This window comes from Loigolactobacillus iwatensis (assembly GCF_003950295.1).
In the GTDB taxonomy this organism is placed as follows: domain Bacteria; phylum Bacillota; class Bacilli; order Lactobacillales; family Lactobacillaceae; genus Loigolactobacillus; species Loigolactobacillus iwatensis.
In genome coordinates this window covers 24332-40259 of record NZ_RHNP01000010.1, presented here as the reverse complement: position 1 = coordinate 40259, position 15928 = coordinate 24332, and the positions used below count along the sequence as shown (strand labels likewise).

At 41.9% G+C, this 15928-nt stretch carries 14 protein-coding genes; 10 read left to right on the top strand and 4 right to left on the bottom strand.

From position 1 onward, the window contains the following. Window positions 1-324 precede the first annotated feature (324 nt). Both ppsA and EKM98_RS04335 read left to right on the top strand, forming a co-directional pair. Window positions 325-2721, top strand: coding sequence for a phosphoenolpyruvate synthase (ppsA, locus tag EKM98_RS04340; RefSeq protein WP_125980822.1), 2397 nt, complete (start codon window positions 325-327; stop codon window positions 2719-2721). A 345-nt stretch (window positions 2722-3066) separates the two neighbouring features. Then, entirely contained in the window at window positions 3067-3984 is a 918-nt protein-coding gene (locus EKM98_RS04335; RefSeq protein WP_125980820.1) for a quinone oxidoreductase family protein, read from the top strand. 21 nt (window positions 3985-4005) lie between these two features. Here the strand turns inward: EKM98_RS04335 and EKM98_RS04330 are convergent, their stop codons facing one another. The 4 genes from EKM98_RS04330 to EKM98_RS04315 all read right to left on the bottom strand — a co-directional run bounded on the left by EKM98_RS04330 (window position 4006) and on the right by EKM98_RS04315 (window position 6502). Further along, window positions 4006-4881: a helix-turn-helix domain-containing protein gene (locus EKM98_RS04330; protein ID WP_125980818.1), complete on the bottom strand. Its 876-nt coding sequence runs from the start codon at window positions 4879-4881 to the stop codon at window positions 4006-4008. Window positions 4882-5158: 277 nt separating this feature from the next. Beyond that, a complete protein-coding gene (locus EKM98_RS04325; protein ID WP_125980816.1) occupies window positions 5159-5395 on the bottom strand; it encodes a hypothetical protein in 237 nt (78 codons plus the stop codon). 91 nt (window positions 5396-5486) lie between these two features. Continuing rightward, window positions 5487-5786 carry a hypothetical protein gene (locus EKM98_RS04320; protein WP_125980814.1) on the bottom strand — a complete coding sequence of 100 codons (300 nt, stop codon included), beginning with the start codon at window positions 5784-5786 and terminating at the stop codon, window positions 5487-5489. 146 nt (window positions 5787-5932) lie between these two features. After that, complete coding sequence (locus EKM98_RS04315; protein ID WP_125980812.1) at window positions 5933-6502, bottom strand: TetR/AcrR family transcriptional regulator; 570 nt, start codon at window positions 6500-6502, stop codon at window positions 5933-5935. 141 nt (window positions 6503-6643) lie between these two features. On the opposite strand from EKM98_RS04315, the gene EKM98_RS04310 reads away from it, so the two are divergent. From EKM98_RS04310 to hslV, 8 genes are all read left to right on the top strand, one after another. Then, complete coding sequence (locus tag EKM98_RS04310) at window positions 6644-7513, top strand: SDR family oxidoreductase (protein WP_125980810.1); 870 nt, start codon at window positions 6644-6646, stop codon at window positions 7511-7513. Window positions 7514-8328: 815 nt separating this feature from the next. Next, a complete protein-coding gene (gene ylqF / locus EKM98_RS04305) occupies window positions 8329-9183 on the top strand; it encodes a ribosome biogenesis GTPase YlqF (protein WP_068224154.1) in 855 nt (284 codons plus the stop codon). Then, a complete protein-coding gene (locus EKM98_RS04300) occupies window positions 9176-9934 on the top strand; it encodes a ribonuclease HII (RefSeq protein ID WP_125980808.1) in 759 nt (252 codons plus the stop codon). Before ylqF ends, EKM98_RS04300 begins: the two co-directional genes overlap by 8 nt. A 59-nt stretch (window positions 9935-9993) precedes the next feature. Next, on the top strand, window positions 9994-10866 hold the full coding sequence (dprA, locus tag EKM98_RS04295; RefSeq protein ID WP_125980806.1) for a DNA-processing protein DprA: 873 nt from the start codon (window positions 9994-9996) through the stop codon (window positions 10864-10866). A 110-nt stretch (window positions 10867-10976) separates the two neighbouring features. Continuing rightward, window positions 10977-13055 carry a type I DNA topoisomerase gene (gene topA / locus EKM98_RS04290; protein ID WP_125980804.1) on the top strand — a complete coding sequence of 693 codons (2079 nt, stop codon included), beginning with the start codon at window positions 10977-10979 and terminating at the stop codon, window positions 13053-13055. A gap of 15 nt (window positions 13056-13070) precedes the next feature. Beyond that, window positions 13071-14381 carry an FADH(2)-oxidizing methylenetetrahydrofolate--tRNA-(uracil(54)-C(5))-methyltransferase TrmFO gene (trmFO, locus tag EKM98_RS04285; protein WP_125980802.1) on the top strand — a complete coding sequence of 437 codons (1311 nt, stop codon included), beginning with the start codon at window positions 13071-13073 and terminating at the stop codon, window positions 14379-14381. A gap of 66 nt (window positions 14382-14447) precedes the next feature. Then, window positions 14448-15353: a tyrosine recombinase XerC gene (gene xerC / locus EKM98_RS04280; RefSeq protein ID WP_125980800.1), complete on the top strand. Its 906-nt coding sequence runs from the start codon at window positions 14448-14450 to the stop codon at window positions 15351-15353. Window positions 15354-15376: 23 nt separating this feature from the next. Further along, window positions 15377-15922, top strand: coding sequence for an HslVU peptidase proteolytic subunit (gene hslV, locus EKM98_RS04275; protein WP_125980798.1), 546 nt, complete (start codon window positions 15377-15379; stop codon window positions 15920-15922). Window positions 15923-15928: the final 6 nt, after the last annotated feature.

Genomic DNA, 15928 nt, shown 5'->3' with positions numbered 1-15928 from the left:
GTTTGTGTCGCAAAGTTAATTAACAAAAAGCCCTTGAAATCGGGCTTTTTTGTTTGGCCTGAAGAAGCACATTTTGTTGGGTAAAATTTGGGGTGGTTGAGCAGTAAAATCATATTTTTACCTAACTATTTAAATTCTTTGCTAAAAATTAATTCTTGGTGCTTCCGGTACTGAGCACGGCTTATTTGTACAGTAATGATACTATCACTTCCCCTTTATGCGAAGTTGAACTATAATGAAGTATATTGACGTAATCGCTTTCATCAGAAACCTGATGTTTGCAGTCAATAAAATTAAAGTGATTAATTACAGGGAGGTAATTTCATGAGTAGTCGGGATACGGCAAATGTTTTATGGTTTAATGAATTGCACCGTGAAGATGTTAACCTAGTAGGTGGTAAATCTTCGTCACTAGGGGAAATGACATCCTCAATGGATATTCCAGTGCCATACGGCTTTGCTACGACTGCGCGGGCCTATCGTTATTTTATGGACCAAACGGGATTAAATGATAAAGTTAATGCTTTGCTTGATGGGATTAAAGATTATGAAAATTCGGATGAACTGCGCGCAACTTGTGAGCAGATTCGTGATTTGATTGTTGGGGCCAAGATGCCAGATGATTTGGCGTCTGATATCAAGCAGGGGTACGCTGAACTGGCTAAAAAGGTCGGGCAGGACAATCCGTTTGTTGCGATTCGATCTTCCGCAACGGCTGAAGATTTACCAGATGCTTCGTTTGCCGGCCAGCAAGAATCTTATTTGAACATTAAAGGGGCCGCGGACGTTGTTGACCGAGTCAAGCAGTGTTATTCTTCACTCTTTACTGACCGGGCAACCTATTACCGCCACAAACAGAATTTCCCCCAAGAAAAGGTAGCTCTCTCAGCAGCAATTCAGATGATGGTCTTTTCTGAGGCGTCTGGCGTGATGTTTTCCGTTAACGTTGCCAATGGTGATGACACAAAGATCGTGATCGACGCCATCTATGGTTTAGGCGAGTACATTGTTTTAGGCAAGGTCACACCAGACCACTTTGTAATCGACAAACAATCGAAAAAAATTGTTGAGAAAAACATCATTAAGCAATCCGTTGAATTAGTTCGACTTCCCGATGGCGGAACCAAAGAGCAAGCCGTCCCTGCTGAATTGCAGGAGCAACCAGCACTGACGGATAAGCAAGTGATTGAGTTGTCCGGCTACGTTTTGAAAATAGAGCGGCATTACGGCTGCTACATGGATATGGAATACGCCTTGGATGCTAATACCAAACGGCTATGGATCGTGCAGGCACGGCCCGAAACTGTTTGGTCACAGCGCAATAAGAAGAAATCTGCTGAGGATGACGCGGATAACGTAGTTGCAGCAGCTGATGCCAAAGTTGCCGTTCGTGGTTTACCAGCTAGTCCTGGTTTAGCCAGCGGTGTGGTTCACGTTATTGATGATCCGAAAGACATTGATCAATTCAAATCGGGCGAAGTTTTAGTGACGCTAATGACCTCACCGGATTGGGTTCCAGCTATGAAAAAGGCGGCGGCAATCGTTACTAATAATGGCGGGATGACTTGTCACGCGGCGATTGTTTCCCGAGAAATGCAGATTCCTTGTATCGTTGGAACTAGAAGTAAGAACCTTGCGGCAACTGATGCCCTTAAAGATGGCGATGTGGTAACCGTTGATGCTAAAAACGGGGTCGTTTATCATGGTAAGGTTGCTAGCATGCTCAAGCCAGACGACGCACCAGCAACTGCTCAAGCCGTGGTTGCGGAAACCTTTGCGCCAACCGCTACCGGCGTGATGATGAATCTCGGTGATCCCGAATTAGCTGATAAGTATGCTTCCTTACCAGCCGATGGGATTGGTTTGATGCGGGAAGAATTTCTCTGGACCACTTATATTCACGAACATCCGTTATATTTAATTGAACAAGGTCACCCGGAAAAGGTGGTCAATCAGTTGGCCGACGGCGTTGCCAAAGTTGTTCGCGCAATGGCCCCACGACCTGTTATCCTGCGGCTTTCAGACTTCAAGTCAAGTGAATACCGAAACCTTAAGGGTGGCGAGAAATATGAACCACATGAACCTGCCGATTTATTAGGCTGGCGAGGAGCTTCGCGTTACTACGATCCTAAGTATATCAATGCCTTTAAGCTTGAATTAGCAGCGGTTAAAAAGGTCCGCAATGAATTTGGCCTGAAGAATCTGAACGTCATGATTCCGTTTGTACGGACAGTCGCTGAAGCTGAAAAAGTCACCACGATTATGCACAACGAAGGATTAATTCGTTCGGCGGACTTCAAAGTTTATATGATGGCGGAAATTCCGTCCAACATTATTCTCGCCGACCAATTCAACCAATTCATTGATGGCTATTCAATTGGATCGAATGATTTAACGATGCTAATTCTGGGCTGCGATCGGAATAACGATACGGTTGCCAGTCTCTTTGATGAACGAAATCTTGCCGTTAAACGTGCTATTCGGCACCTAATTGAAACCGCTCACAAAGACGGCAAAACTGTGTCAATCTGTGGTCAAGCACCTTCAGAATACCCAGATTTCACAAACTTCCTAATTCAAAGTGGCATTGACTACGTTTCGGTCAACCCAGATATGGTTAAAGAAACTAAGCGCAATGTGGCTCACTTTGAACAACGAATCATGCTTGATAAGGCTACCGGAAACGGCCTGCAAGATCAAACTGATTATGATTGGAAATAATCAAATTGAAATCTAGAAAAAAGTTAAAGAAAATCTGTTTAAATAAGTAGCTAACGCCTTGTTGGTTACGGATAAGCTTTTTGGGAGAATCAATTGTCTTTTAATTGGTTCTCTTTTTTTGGTTACGATCGTTTAATTGAGCATGGTTTTATGGTTGTTTGACCATTATTGAGGTTATCTGCTTAAATTTTAAAATCATTACCAGAGTTGAAAGTTTGCGTTAGAAATGACAAATTATCAGAACTCTTATTTTTGTTTAACCTGGCCGTTTTGTATAGTTAGCTTATTCAAAGTTATTTGAATAAAAATTATGCGAATTAAAGTGATGAAAGGCTAGTGATTAAAATGAAAAGAATTATTCAGCGGGATTTCAATGGGGTTGATAATCTTCAAATTGAAGTGGGCAATATCAACAAACTGACGCCATTATCAGTGTTGGTAAAAAATAAATATACGCCAGTTCTGCCGTATGATTGGATGACTGAATACGGACTGCTAAAAGACATTCGGCCAGTGAAGTTGCCAATGGTGATTGGTTATGCCTTTGGTGGAATTGTTGAAAAGGTGGGATTACTCCGTGATAAAAATTTAATTGGTAAAAAAGTGATTGGTGCGCAGCCAACCGGAGCGGCCGCGGAAATGATTAACTCCCAGTTGCCACCTTTGATTTTTGAGGTACCAGACAATGTGCCATTGAGTGCTGCGGTAACCCTGATTGGTGGGGCAGATGCAGCATTACACGCCATTGATTCAGTTAATGTGACTTCTAAGGACACTGTTTTAGTGACTGGTGCGTCTGGTGGTGTTGGCACGTATTTGATTCAGCTTCTAAAGTTAGCCGGTGCTCAAGTAATTGCCTTGGCCAGTCCTGGCAACCTTGATTTCGTTAAATCTGTTGGCGCCGATATTGTTCTAAACTACCAAGAGGAATTGGCCGCGCAGTTAAAGGCCACGGTGGCCCCAACTAAAATCATTGATACAGTTGGCAGTGCTGCTTTATTGCAATTGATTACTGATATTTACGATAACTTAAACATTTTTTCTTTATCACTGTCCAGTTTTAATCCACCTAAGGCACAACAAACTTTCAAGTTTAGTAATGGCACTATCGGTATTGGTGGCTACAAAAAGTTATTGAAATTACTGGCCGCTGGGGAAATCACTGCCTACATCCAGCACCAGTATGAGTTTACGGACGTAAAAAAGGCCCATTTAGCTTCTAAAAATGGGCCTGCACACGGGAGAATTTTACTTAAATTTTAGAGCCTTAAGCGTGATACTTTTTTAGAATTTATAGGTTTCTACTTTAAAAATGTCGGCCAGTGTTTGACTTTTATTTAACGCTAGTTTGGCCGCGGTCGGATTTTCTAGTATTTCGTGCGTTTTTGCTAAGAGAAAAAATAAATCCGCAAGCATGTAGTATGAGGCGTGCTCAGTTGTCCAAGCAATGCCCTTAGTGATAATTGTGACCGCCTCTGAGTATTGTTTTGCCTCCAGTAAACGTAAGCCAAATTGATAAAAAAGAATGTTACTGTTTTCATCATAGTTAGTGACCTGATTATTTTCGATAAAGGTAAGCGCGGAATTGAAATCGGCAAATCCATTTTTAAAGTCAGTCTTGTTATGAGAAAACTTTGTCTCTAAATAAGCAATACTGGACAGAATCAGAATTTCATTTGGTGTGACCACTTTTTTCTGTGCTGTGAAAGTATAGTTATAGGCTAGGCGAAGATAACGTAGGCCATTCTTAGTATCGTTTAAATATTGTTCCGTTGCAACACCATAATAGTAGTAATAAGTCTGTAAATCCGCGTTTTTGAAAAGTTGATCGGCTAAGCCAGCAGTATCTAAGTAGCTTAGCATACCAGCATAGTTATGCTGATTGCAGAGGTTTTTGATCGTGGCGTTAAATTGATCCAGACCGTCTATTTCTGGATAATTACTGAGCATTGCATTATCCATGGAAATTTTAAGTTTGGCGCAAATTCGTGATAAAAGCACGGCATTAGGAATATAAATTCCTTTTTCAATGCTACTAATCATCGATTGGGAACAAATATTTTCGGCCAGTTGTTGTTGTGAAAGCCGCCTTAGCTTTCTTTCCAGTGCAATCTTTTTTCCAAGCGAGACGGCAATCTGATTCTCAGTTTCATTTTCCATCCTGGCCACACCTTCCACGGAAAGTTTTCGAAATCAATATTAATTTACCATGTGTGTCAAAAAAATGAAAGTAGGTTAGTCTGATGCCACTATTAATAATAGCAATTGGCTTAGCGTTGATTTTTAATAGGTCCATTTACGGAATAATTAGGCTTGTTTTCGGTACTCTGATTAGTTTGTGGGTAATAAGGGCAGGCCTGATCATTTTACTGTTACTGGCGGGAATCCTTTATCTGAAGAAATCTAAATACGATCAAAAATAATACCGGAAGCCAAATTAGACTTTTTTGTTTGAATGCTTGCTTAAGAAATCATGGAACCTAACCCGATCTTTTTCAGTCAAACGGCCAAAGGGGATTGTTACCATTTTTGCTGGGAATTCTAGCGGACCAATGTTGGTATCAATCCAAGACTGTTTACTTAAACTGGCCTGTTGCCAATCGTTTATTTTAAAGTAATTTGCTTTTATTTTCTCCGATCCACGAGCAAATTGGGATGTGATTTTAAACGCCAAAACAAAATTTCCTTTGATTTTAACAATTAGTACTGGGACTGTTTTTCCTTCCACCGAATTAATGTAGCCCACGAACACTCTGGAAATATCATTAATCCTCATTTAACCAGTCCGCAACTATTCGTGGGTCGGAAGTTTTCTTATGGGAAATTTTGTCGGCGATAGCACCAATTTCGTTATCAATTTGCGAGTAAAAGTCGTCTTTTAATTTTTGAAATTCGGCAAAGTCGGTCGCGCTGATCACAAATAAATCCTGATTAGGACCAGAATTTTTATTCGGGATGGTTACTCGAATTGGTCTATTACTTTGGGCAACTTGCTTTAGTAATTTTGATTGGTACTTACGAAAGTTTGATGGTGTGTATGTTGGCGTTGGCTCACTGGTATCCATAATTACATCTCCTTGTTCTTATTTTATCTATATTCTAATTAAATGTTGTACAAAAACCAACCAAATTTAATTATGAATACATACTTTTTCGGGCATACGTCACCGCTGGAAGAGGTGGAAAAATTTCCTTGTGTGTTTTTTAGTGCTTACTGAGTCCGAGTATTCACGATACCTGAAATATGTTTTGCAAGCTCAGCACTGACAAGCGTCGCCATTTGTTCAGCACTTTCTTTCATTCCGGTTTGACTCCAGGCTAGAAGGGTACTGAAAAAACCGCCAACTACAAAGCGAATATTATAGTCTGCAACTTTGCCAGGACACGCTTCGACACAAACGATGGATTCAGAAAAAGCAACAACAAAACTGACCAATTTATCAAATAACATGCCAGTTAATCGTGATCGTTGGAGATTGAGAATGAATTGTAGGTGCGGCTGAAAACAAACAAAAAAGGTGTAGCTTAGTTCGTAATTATTAATCTTGCCTTTTGTAAGCCGTGCCTGATAATCGGCCATAATATCGTTAAGATGTTCGGAGATCAGATCTTCCAAAATATTGTAATGTCGGTAAAAGGCCATCCGTGAGACCCCTGCCTTACGGGTAACCGCTGAAATAGAAAGATCATTGAGATCCGTAAAGGTCATTAACTGCATTAAAGCATTAAACAGACTTTCTTTTGTGAGTTGGGTTTGTTCACTATTAGATTGATTGGCCATAACAATTTTCCTCCTTTTGTAACAGCAGCCCCTTATTTGATTGAATTGTAAGGCATCAATCACTAGACTGTTACTGTATTTGAGCTATTATACACCTTGGCCTTATTTGGCAAGAATCTAAACAAACGGAGGAATTTTAATTTGAAAACATGGTTTATTACTGGTGCAACGGGCGGTTTGGCTTCACAAGTAGTGAAGCGGTTATTGGAACGTGGTGACCAAGTCGCCGCAACGGTACGTAAAATGGGTGCCTTAGATCAAATCCAAAAGAATTACGGCCCTCAGCTACGACAATATCAGTTAGATTTAACAAATCCAGATCAGATTAGTGAGGTTGTCGGGCAAGCATTTAATGATTTTGGATCAATTGATGTTATTTTAAACAATGCTGCTTACGGCCTATATGGCGCGGTTGAAGAAGTGAGCGATGAACAAATTCAACGATTGTTTCAGGTAAATGTATTTGGATCATTGCGGGTAGCTAGAGCGGCTATGCCATTTTTACGTCACCAGCACGATGGTCAAATCGTTCAAATTGCTAGTATGGCGGGAGAATATTCTGAGCCGGCAATGGGGCTTTATAGTGCTTCAAAATGGGCAATTGAAGGTGCCTTTGAGGCTTTATCAAAAGAGGTTGAGCCATTTGGCGTTAAAGTTTTGATTGTGGAACCTGGTGGAATTCGAACTAATTTTGCCGGTAAAAAGGCTTCAGTTGGAAAGACCATGGACGCTTATCAGGATACGCAAGTTGGTAAATTTATGAACCTCTTAACGGGACAAGTGTCTGCTGTGGATGCGGAACGGATGAAACGATTAATTGTTGGTGATCCCGGGAAAATGGCCGAGCAAATCATTTATCGTGTAGATCGTGGTGAAGGACCTTTGCGAATAGCGTTGGGAAGTGATGCTTACACCAAAATCCGTAAGAGTCTTGAGCAACGGTTATCTGATTTAGACGCTCAGAAGAAAATCTCTTATTTGACTGACGCGGATGATACAAAAATAAAGTAAACTGGATGAGCATTATTTAGAAAATACCCTATTTTCAAATTCTACCTGCATAAAAAGGTCTAGCAGCGGTTAAAAAATAATCCGTTAGCTAAAATATCTTTGTGTTAGTGTTTCAACTAGCTGTCCTGAATTTAATTATTGATTTATGAGTGAACTATCGAGTTGGATACAATCTACAACTCTACAGGTTCACTCTTTATTTGGGTTAAAAAGGATTTTAAAAGGTTACCTATTTTTATAGATAATCTTTTGAATGAATCATTTATAATGGTAGATTTATAGTCAATTAATTTCCTAGTCCAAGAATGATTTTTCTATTAGAGGCAATATAGTTATTTGAGAATTACAGCAAAATAATCATAATGATGGTAAAATAGATCAAGCCAATTAGGCTCTGTTTTTGTCCTTTTGTGGTTCAAAAAGGATAAAACATGCATTTTTGAAGAGAAATATGCGTTCAAATGGAAGAAAAACGCCATTCCCGACAGTTTTCGCCACATTCGTTGTTCAGTTCTAACGAGCAGGTTGTGGGATAAAGGTTGTTTTGGCGACGTTTTAGTTTTGGAATAATACCCTGAAATGGTAAGTGGCTAGGACTTTTGTCCCGGCCGCGTGTACCTCAACATTTAGAAAAATTGATAATGGAATTTATACACTTAAAAATGCCATACAGAATAACTTAGCGGTGGCAGTTAGTCGATAGACATTAAGTAGGTAATAAATTGGGTAAAAAAAAAAGATACTCAAAAGTTACTTAATTTCCCAAAAAGAAAAATCAGGGTGCTTAAAGCCTTGGTAAAAAGGAGTTACACAACATGGCAACGATTCAATGGTACCCCGGGCACATGGCCAAGGCCAAAAAGCAAGTTCAGGAGAACCTGCACTTGGTTGATATTGTTTTAGAGATTGTTGACGCGCGAACGCCGAATTCATCCCGGAATCCAATTTTAGATAAAATTATTGAGCAAAAACCACGCTTAATGATTTTAAATAAGGCCGATTTGGCGGATCCGGTGCAATCAGCCGCTTGGATTAAGGAATTTACGGCTAACGGGCTGCCGGCAATTGCGCTGGATTCCCAGCACAATAAGGGCGTTCAGCAAATTGAAAAGATGGCCCAACAGATCTTACACGATAAAATCAAACGGCAACATGAGCGGGGCATTAAGAACAAGCCGATTCGGGCTATTTGCATTGGCATCCCCAATGCTGGTAAATCAACGATCCTAAATCGCTTAGTTAAAAAGAATGTGGCTCAAACTGGCGATCGTCCTGGGGTGACGAAGAAGCAGCAGTGGTTGAAGGCCGGTAAAAATATGGAGTTACTGGATACGCCAGGAATTTTGTGGCCCAAGTTTGAGGATCCCTTGGTTGGAAAAAAATTGGCCTTAACCGGTGCGATTAAGGATTCGATTTACCACGCGGACGACGTTGCCTTGTACGCTTTGGATCACTTTAAGGCTACCAATCCCCAGTTGCTGCTGGAACGTTATCGCTTGGCACCTGAAGATCTGAATTTATCGACGGCTGATTTATTGCTTAAAATAACGCAAAGAATGGGTTTAAAGGATGATTTTGATCGTGCCAGTGAACGCCTAATTCTCGAGATCCGTAAAAATAAATTAGGTCGCTACACCCTAGACACCCCAGGTGATGAAATTAATGGCTAAGGAATCAATTAAGGCGATTCGTGAAAAATTATTGCAGGATCCTTCAGCGGATTATTTGGCTGGCTTGGCAACTGATCCCCGTAAAGGTGTGCAACAATTATTGCAGCAGGTTGCTAAACGACAAGCGGCGCAAAAGCAGCAATTGGCGACTTTTTTGAGCAAGCGCCATTTTGAAGATCAACTATGGCCCCAGTACCCACTGATTGCTGGGATGGACGAGGTTGGACGCGGGCCACTAGCTGGTCCTGTGGTTACGGCTGCCGTGATTTTGCCCCATGATTTCGCCGTGCTGGAGGTTAACGATTCCAAACAGTTGTCGCCCCATAAGCGAGTGCAGTTGTACAATCAGATTCTTGAAACAGCCGTGGCAGTCAGTGTTGGCGTGAGTGATGTTGCAGTGATTGACCGCGTAAATATTCTTGAAGCAACTAAGCTGGCGATGCAGCAGGCAATTCGCGATTTAGCCGTTCGACCAGATTATGTGTTAATTGATGCGGTTAAAGTGGACACTGGCATTCCCGCTACTAGCATGTATAAAGGTGACGCGAAAAGCATCAGTATTGCTTCCGCCAGCATCGTTGCCAAGGTCATTCGTGATCGGTTAATGATTGCCTATGATCGTGCTTATCCAGGTTATGATCTGGCCCAAAATGCTGGTTACGGAACGCAGAAACATTTGGCGGGCCTTGCTAAATATGGCATTACGCCAGCGCACCGAAAAAGTTTTGCCCCCGTCAAAAAATATTTATAATACTTTAAGAACTCCTTTACGTAGATTATTAATAAATCCCGTTAAAGGAGTTTTTTGGAATGCAAAAACGTGAATTACTCTTACAATTACATTTGGCCCAGGGCATTGGTTTGGCCAGCGAAAACCACTTGGCAAAACTATTGGCCAAGTTACCCGCGGATTTTGATTGTAATCATTTAAAAACAACTCAACTGGCCACGTTGGCTAAATTGACAGCCGCTAACCGTAGCCGCTTTATTGCCGATTTTCGAACGGAGGCGCATTTAGCCCGTTGCTGTCAACAAGGGGAGGACTACTTGACAATTTTTGATGCGGCCTATCCAAAGCGACTACGGGAAACTTATCAACCGCCAACTGTCCTGTTTTACCAAGGAAATCTTGCGCTACTGCAGACCACTTGTTTAGCAATTGTTGGTGCGCGGCAAGCTACTAGTTATACGCCGCAAGTACTTAAGAATTTTTTACCTAGTTTAATCAAGGTCCAGTGCACAATTATTAGTGGTTTGGCTCAGGGCGCCGACGGTTACGCCCACCAATTGACCTTGGCCAGCGGCGGTCAAACGATTGCGGTGATCGGCACTGGGTTAGATACCTATTATCCCAAACAAAATGCGCAGTTACAGGCCCAAGTTGCCCAAAACGGATTAGTTCTTTCTGAATACCCGCTAGGAAGTCGGCCAGAACGGTACCATTTTCCCCAGCGTAATCGTATCATCGCCGGTTTATGTCACGCCTTGTGTGTTACCGAGGCCCGGCACCACAGTGGCAGTCTGATTACGGCCAACCTAGCGCTACAGGAAAATCGTTCCGTTTTGGCCGTTCCAGGTTCGATCATGGCACCCTTATCCGCCGGGTGTAATGAATTAATTTTGGCCGGCGCAAAACCAGCCTTAACCGTCCGCGATATCTGGGAAGAATTACAGTATTTCTGAGTATATATAGTAGGAAAAAGTTTTTGAAAGTTGACAAAACTATTAATAATGGCATATGATGTTTAGCGACTTCGTTGAGTTAAAAAAAGACGAATCGAAAGGGGATTGTCATGGCCTATAAAAACCTCGTGATCGTGGAATCACCGTCTAAAGCCAAGACGATTGAAAAGTATTTAGGCCGCAACTATAAAGTGGTTGCCAGCCTCGGCCATATTCGTGATTTACCAAAAAGTAAAATGGGTGTGGACGTTGAAAATAATTACGAACCACACTACATCTCCATTCGCGGTAAAGGCGATACCATTAAAAATTTAAAAAAATACGCTAAAAAAGCGGAGCGCGTCTACCTGGCTTCTGATCCCGATCGTGAAGGTGAAGCTATTGCCTGGCACGTTTCTCATATTTTAGGTTTAGACCCAAAGGATAAAAATCGGGTAACTTTTAACGAGATTACTAAAGACACCGTCAAGAATGCCTTTAAGGAACCCCGTAGCATTGATATGGACCTAGTTGACGCTCAGCAGGCACGACGAATTATGGATCGCCTAGTTGGCTATTCAATTTCACCGTTACTGTGGAAAAAGGTTAAAAAAGGCCTAAGTGCTGGCCGAGTCCAATCAATTGCGCTGAAAATTATTATTGATCGAGAAAACGAAATTAAGGCGTTTAAGCCCGAAGAATACTGGACGATTGATTCACAGTTCAAAAAAGGCACGCATAAATTTGATGCTAGTTTCTACGGCTTAAACGGTAAAAAGTTAGCTTTAAGTGATGAAGATGCTGCTAAGGATATCTTACAGCGGATTAAACCCAGGGCCAATTTTGATATTACCAAAGTAACTAAGCGGGAACGCAAACGTTTCCCCCAAGCACCATTTACAACTAGTTCACTGCAACAAGAAGCAGTTCGGCGTTTGAATTTCCGGACACGGAAAACAATGATGGTGGCGCAGCAGCTGTATGAAGGCATTAATTTGGGTGGCCGTCAGGGCAGTGTTGGTTTAATTACCTACATGCGGACTGATTCCACGCGAGTTTCGCACATTGCCCGCCATGAGGCCAGTGAGTTTTTACACGACAACTATGGTGAAGAATACGCGGCCTTGAAGATTCGTAAAACCAAGAATCCAGAGGGCGCCCAAGATGCCCATGAAGCGATTCGGCCTTCGTCAGTTAAGCGGACACCAAAGAGCTTAGAGGGCGTTTTGAATAAAGATCAGATGAAGCTGTATAAGTTAGTCTGGTCACGTTTTTTGGCTAGTCAAATGACACCGGCTATTTTGGATACGATGGCCGTTACCATCGAACAAAATGGCGTCACTTACCGGGCAAATGGCTCAAAGATGAAGTTTGCTGGTTTCACTAAGGTTTATGATGCACCAGGCAATCAGGATAAAAAAGATAATATGTTGCCTGATTTAGTTGAAGGCGATCACGTTAAATTAGTTAAAAATGATCCCAATCAGCATTTTACCCAGCCACCGGCACGTTATTCTGAAGCAACCTTGATTAAAACTTTGGAAGAAAACGGTGTTGGCCGCCCATCAACCTACGCACCAACAATTGAAACGATTCAACGGCGTTATTACGTCAGGTTGATCACCAAACGTTTTGAGCCAACTGAATTAGGTGAAATCGTTAATAAGATTATTGTCGAATTCTTCCCCGATATTGTTAACATTGATTTTACTGCTGGTTTAGAAAATGATTTGGATAGCATTGAAGAAGGCAAGACGAAGTGGATTAAGGTAGTGGATGAATTTTACCAACCATTTGAAAAAGAAGTCACTTCCGCCGAATCTAAGATTGAAAAAGTTCAAATCAAGGACGAATTGGCTGGCTTTAACTGTGATATTTGTGGCGCACCAATGGTCATTAAATTAGGCCGTTACGGCAAGTTTTACGCCTGCAGTCGTTTCCCTGATTGCCGTAATACCAAGGCCATCGTCAAAGAAATCGGCGTTGTTTGTCCGACATGTCATAAGGGTCAAGTTGTCGAACGTAAATCAAAGAAAAACCGAATTTTCTATGGTTGCAGTCGTTATCCTGAGTGCGATTTTGTGACTTGGGATAAGCCAGTTGGGCGTGATTGTCCGAAAGACGGTCATTACCTAGTTGAAAAGAAAATTAAAGGTGGCAAACAGGTTATTTGTCCAAACGGTGATTATGAAGAAGCCGTTCAAAAATAGAAATGAGGTTCTAAGATGACAACATCCCCAAGTGTTAATGTGATTGGTGCTGGGCTTGCTGGTAGTGAAGCAGTTTGGCAAATAGCAAAGCGTGGCCTGCACGTTGATTTATACGAAATGCGCCCGGTTAAGCTGACGCCGGCGCACCATACAGGTGACTTTGCCGAGCTGGTTTGTACCAATTCTTTGCGGGCTAATCAAATAACTAACGCGGTTGGTTTACTTAAAGAAGAGATGCGCCGCTTGGATTCAGTTGTATTGGCTTCGGCCGATGCTAATGCAGTGCCAGCCGGTGGTGCCTTGGCCGTTGACCGGGGACCTTTTTCCGAACAGATCACGGCCAAAATCAAGCAGTTGCCTAACGTCACGGTTCATGCTGAGGAAGTCACTGAATTTCTCGCAGGCCCAACGGTTGTGGCCACTGGTCCTTTAACCTCAGAGTCTTTGGCCAAACAAATTCAGGCTTTGAATGATAGTGATAGCCTTTATTTTTACGACGCAGCGGCGCCCATTTTAAATCAGGACTCGATTGATTTTGACAAAGTCTATTTAAAATCCCGTTACGATAAAGGTGAGGCCGCCTACTTAAATTGCCCGATGACCAAAGCCGAATTCGAGACTTTTTATGAAGCGTTAGTGACCGCAGAAACGGCTGAAACCCACAGCTTTGAAAAGGAAAAATTCTTTGAAGGCTGTATGCCAATTGAGGTTATGGCTAAACGGGGCATTAAAACCATGTTGTTTGGCCCTCTTAAGCCAGTTGGTTTGGAAGATCCCAAGACTGGTAAAATGCCTTACGCAGTTGTTCAACTACGGCAGGATAACGCTGCTGGCAGCCTGTACAACATTGTCGGTTTTCAAACCCATTTAAAATGGGGCGAGCAAAAGCGTGTTTTCCGGTTAATCCCTGGGTTAGAACAGGCCGAGTTTGTCCGTTATGGTGTGATGCACCGTAATACATTTATGAAATCACCTGATTTGTTGGAACCAACTTATCAGTCTAAACGCCGGCAAGATCTTTTCTTCGCTGGTCAAATGACTGGCGTTGAGGGATACGTTGAAAGTGCCGCTAGTGGCTTAGTTGCGGGCATTAATGCCGCCCGCTTTGCCAATGATCAAGAACTACTGACTTTTCCAACGGAGACGGCCATGGGAGCAATGGCACATTACATTACCCATGCGTCCGCCAAACATTTTCAACCAATGAACGCTAATTTCGGGATTTTTAAAGCACTACCTAATAAAATTCGCGATAAAAAATTACGCAATCAAACATTGGCTGATCGTTCGTTAGCAACTTTAGCTGAATTTTCACAAAAACTTTAAAGGCCCAACATTTAAATCCGCTAACCTGTATGCTACAGTTAATGTAATCAGGTTGGAGGGATTTTTTTGCTTGAATTAAGCTGGCTGGACCTATTCATTCAGTATTTAGAAGTTGATCGGCGTTATAGTCCGGAGACGATTAAGGCCTATAAAGAAGATATTTTGGCCTTTATTGATTTTTTGAAATCAAATGGTGGCGTGACTTCACTGAAAGCGATAAAATTATTTGATGTAAGGACCTATCTGAGCCATTTATATGAAGTTAAATATAGCCGTAACTCAGTTTCAAGAAAGATTTCTAGTCTACGTTCATTTTATAATTACTTAGTTAGAAATGATTTAGTGGCGGATAATCCCTTTGCAACCGTCCAATTAAAGCGGCATAACGCCCACTTACCCCAATTCTTTTACGAAAAAGAAATGACGGCTTTGTTTGATGCCGCCAAGGGTGATCAACCGTTGGACCTACGTAATTCGGCGCTATTAGAAGTTTTGTACGCCACTGGAATTCGGGTCAGTGAGTGCGTTAACCTCACCTTGGCCAACGTTGATTTTGATCTTGGCATGATGTTAATTCATGGTAAAGGCAATAAGGATCGTTACGTTCCTTTTGGTCAATTTGCGGCAATGGCGTTAGACAGCTATTTAACTGATTGCCGCACGCCACTAATGGCAAAGTATCACGTTGAACATGATTATGTGTTTGTTAATCATTACGGCAAAAAATTGACGGCTGCTGGAATTGAGTATATATTGAACCAAATTATTAAAAAAAGTAGTTTAACGGCGGATATTCACCCGCATATGTTGCGCCATACGTTTGCAACCCATTTGCTAAACAATGGTGCTGATCTGCGGACGGTACAGGAATTACTGGGGCATAGTAGTTTATCCACAACACAGATTTATACCCACGTAACAACCGAGCATTTACAGCAAGATTACCGGAAATATTTTCCCCGCGCCAAATAAGAGAGTTTAAAGGAGTTAATAAAATGACAGCACCAAAATTTGAAGCAACTACGATTTGTGCAGTTAAACATAACGGCCACCTTGCAATGGCCGGTGATGGTCAAGTGACAATGGGCGAAAGTGTCATCATGAAAGGTACCGCCAGAAAAGTTCGCCGAATTTACAATAATGAAGTCGTTGTCGGTTTTGCCGGCAGTGTTGCCGATGCGTTTAATTTAGAAGATCGGTTTGAAAAAAAGTTAAATGAATACAGCGGTAATTTAACCCGGGCGGCAGTTCAGTTGGCCCAAGAATGGCGTTCCGACCAAACATTACAGAAGTTAGAGGCACTGTTAATTGTTATAAATAAAGACCAATTACTACTGGTTTCTGGTAGTGGTGAAGTGATCGAGCCCGATGATAATATTTTGGCCATTGGTTCAGGTGGTAACTACGCTTTGGCCGCAGCTAAGGCTTTAACCGTTCACGCAAAGGATATGTCCGCAAAAGAAATCGCTGAAACGGCGATCGGTATTGCCGGCGACATTGATATTTTCACCAATCACCACATTATTAGCGAAGAATTATAAAAGTGA

What these genes read in the sequence shown, in the direction of transcription:
- ppsA (WP_125980822.1), top strand. Translation starts at nt 325, where the DNA reads ATGAGTAGTCGGGATACGGCAAATGTTTTATGGTTTAATGAATTGCAC.
- EKM98_RS04335 (WP_125980820.1), top strand. Translation starts at nt 3,067, where the DNA reads ATGAAAAGAATTATTCAGCGGGATTTCAATGGGGTTGATAATCTTCAA.
- EKM98_RS04330 (WP_125980818.1), bottom strand. Translation starts at nt 4,881, where the DNA reads ATGGAAAATGAAACTGAGAATCAGATTGCCGTCTCGCTTGGAAAAAAG.
- EKM98_RS04320 (WP_125980814.1), bottom strand. Translation starts at nt 5,786, where the DNA reads ATGGATACCAGTGAGCCAACGCCAACATACACACCATCAAACTTTCGT.
- EKM98_RS04315 (WP_125980812.1), bottom strand. Translation starts at nt 6,502, where the DNA reads ATGGCCAATCAATCTAATAGTGAACAAACCCAACTCACAAAAGAAAGT.
- ylqF (WP_068224154.1), top strand. Translation starts at nt 8,329, where the DNA reads ATGGCAACGATTCAATGGTACCCCGGGCACATGGCCAAGGCCAAAAAG.
- EKM98_RS04300 (WP_125980808.1), top strand. Translation starts at nt 9,176, where the DNA reads ATGGCTAAGGAATCAATTAAGGCGATTCGTGAAAAATTATTGCAGGAT.
- dprA (WP_125980806.1), top strand. Translation starts at nt 9,994, where the DNA reads ATGCAAAAACGTGAATTACTCTTACAATTACATTTGGCCCAGGGCATT.
- topA (WP_125980804.1), top strand. Translation starts at nt 10,977, where the DNA reads ATGGCCTATAAAAACCTCGTGATCGTGGAATCACCGTCTAAAGCCAAG.
- trmFO (WP_125980802.1), top strand. Translation starts at nt 13,071, where the DNA reads ATGACAACATCCCCAAGTGTTAATGTGATTGGTGCTGGGCTTGCTGGT.
- hslV (WP_125980798.1), top strand. Translation starts at nt 15,377, where the DNA reads ATGACAGCACCAAAATTTGAAGCAACTACGATTTGTGCAGTTAAACAT.